Annotated in this window: 4 protein-coding genes; all 4 read right to left on the minus strand. The window is 27.9% G+C overall.

What is annotated here, in order from left to right; all coding sequences use genetic code 11:
- A partial coding sequence (mraW, locus tag HG1285_RS04615; RefSeq protein WP_008288599.1) for a 16S rRNA (cytosine(1402)-N(4))-methyltransferase occupies positions 1-346 on the minus strand: 346 nt, incomplete at its 3' end.
- On the minus strand, positions 343-1110 hold the full coding sequence (locus HG1285_RS04610; protein WP_008288600.1) for an MBL fold metallo-hydrolase: 768 nt from the start codon (positions 1108-1110) through the stop codon (positions 343-345). The genes HG1285_RS04610 and mraW, both read right to left, overlap by 4 nt.
- Positions 1111-1127: 17 nt before the next feature.
- The gene (locus HG1285_RS04605) at positions 1128-1595 is read right to left on the minus strand and encodes a hypothetical protein (RefSeq protein ID WP_008288601.1); all 468 of its coding nucleotides are present in this window, start codon (positions 1593-1595) and stop codon (positions 1128-1130) included.
- A partial coding sequence (locus HG1285_RS04600; protein ID WP_008288602.1) for a peptidylprolyl isomerase occupies positions 1570-2509 on the minus strand: 940 nt, incomplete at its 5' end. The genes HG1285_RS04600 and HG1285_RS04605, both read right to left, overlap by 26 nt.

Consider the following 2509-nt stretch of genomic DNA (forward strand, 5'->3'; position numbering starts at 1 on the left):
AAAAGCCCCTTTCAAGTTTAAGCTGAAAATGGGAAACTCCAAAATCAAAAAGAACACCTGCTAATTTATCTATATTTAGATTTTCTAATACCTTATCAAGGTCTTTAAATGCTGATTTTATTAATATGTATCTACCTTTAAATTCCTTTAATTTTTCTTCAGCCCTTTTTAATGCATAGTCATCTTTATCAAGACCTATAATTTTTCTATTGGGAAAATTTTTTAATATTAAATAAGAATGGCCACCGCCTCCAACGGTGGCATCTAATATATATTCTTTCCCTGATTCTATTAATGTAAAGAATTTTACTACTTCATCTTTTAATACAGGATAGTGCTCTATCATAATTCAAGTTTATTGGTTGGTATTTTATATACATCTTCCATAATATCTATTCCACACTCTAAGTTTTCAAGCCAGTCTAAAAACTTATTAACAACATCTTTACCTTTAAATATTGCTCCGTGCTGTGGTGCTATTGTTTCAATATCAAGTTCTCTTACCATTTTTACCCATGTTTTTAATATTTTGCTTGTAGGAATATATCTTTTATGAAAACCTTCCATATACTGGATATGGTTATCAAAATCTTCAACAAATTGGTAATCTTGACCTAAAGAAGCTCCTAAATCTCCAGAATAAAGTATTTTAGATACAGGGTCGTAAACATGAAGGTTTCCGGGGGAATGCATGAAATGAGCAGGTAATATGTATAATTCTGTTTCTCCTAATTTTATTATTCCGCCACCATCATCAATGCCTTTTAATCTATCAATAACAAATTTATCTACTCCAAAATGCGGTATAAATCTAAGCCAGAGTTTTGGTGTTATAGCAACAGCTTTTGTAGTCATAAGCCATCCGTTAATTGCAGCTACAATGTCAGGGTCTTGATGGGATAGGAAAATATAATCTAAGTTGCTTACACCTATAATTTTCCCAACTTCTGCAATTAGATGTTTGTAAACTTTGTGTCCTCCCGGGTCTAAAATCATACCTCTTTCATTGTCTACTATTAAATGAACATTTGCCTGAACCATTTCTCCATGTCCAAAGTCTTCAAGTAAAATGTTTTTGTGAGAGCCATTGTCAAATAGATTTCCTTCCATGATAAAAATACCTCCATTTAAATTTTTAAATTTTTTCTCTTTATTTGCAGTCTTTCAAATATTTTATAATCTAACTTTATAAGTTGTTCAAAAACAGTTAATTCCAGCGTGGGCTTTTTCCTTTGTTTTTTAAACAAAAAAGGTACAACTTCAGGATAATCTTTAATTTTTTCAAAACATTCTTTTTTTGTAAATATAGAACAAAATCCATATAATATAAACGCAGTTAAAATTAAATCTATATCAATTTCTGGATAATTATCATAAATGCAAAGTGAAAGGGATATTAAAGATGCTGTTGTCTCAAGCATACCTCCTTCGTAATTCCTTCCTTTGTAATCTTTTTTCTTTTCAAGTCTTTTTCTATATTCATTGCTAAATAAAAACTGTTCTATTAGGTTTTTATATCTTTCCTTTCTTATTTCTTTGTATCCTAATTCTATTTGATGCCACAAAAAATCAACTGAGTAAGGGGTTTTGTTCATTACTGCAGCACTCTATTGTTAATCTTAATGTCTGCCTCATTTTTAACTTGTTTATTAACATAGAAATTATGTCATTGAATTTCTGGTCTTCAAGTAATGGTTTCAGCTGTTTTTTTGATTTTTCGTATTCTTCAGAAGATGGAGGTATAACTTTAGTTATGTAAAAAATAACAACTTTATCTTTTAGTATATACGGTTTTGAAAAACCATTTTTTATTTTTACAAGTTCATCTAATTCTGTGGGAGACAGACCGTATTTAAATTGGAGCTGCACGTATTTTTCATTTTTTATTTCTTCTATTTTTGCATTATATTTTTCTTTAAGTAATTTTAGGTTTAAAGATTTTTCTCTTGATATACTTTCTTTTATTTTTTTCAGTATTTTTCCTCTTTTTTCCTCTAAAACTGAATTTTTAACTTGGGTTTTAGCTTTTTTATAAGGCATAGGTATAGCTTTTTCTCCTTCATAATATATTAAATAATAAGCATCTTTTGTTTTTATAAATTCAATTTTTGTATTGTTAGATAAATTTTTTATTTTCTCTAAAACCTTTTCAGGTAAGTTGTATTTTTTTCCTTTTAAGAAAACATCATCAAAAATAGGCTTCACATTTGATGGGATATTTCCAGACTTTAAATCTGAAAATAATTTTTGGGCTTTTAACTTAGAATCTTTTTCATCAGTAGCTATTTTAAATATCTTTATTTTTTTACCCTTTTTTTGCGAAAATTTTTCTTTATTTTTTTCATAATAATCTTTTAGTTCTTTTTCTGTTATATTTACTTCAGGTTGTATTGTTATTAATTTTGCATTTATTGAAGACAGTCTTTTTTTCAAAAAGGTATCAATTTCATCTTCAGTTATATAAAATCCAGCTTTTAAAATATCAAGCACATGCTGTGCTGATAATTGC

The organism is Hydrogenivirga sp. 128-5-R1-1 (assembly GCF_000171895.1).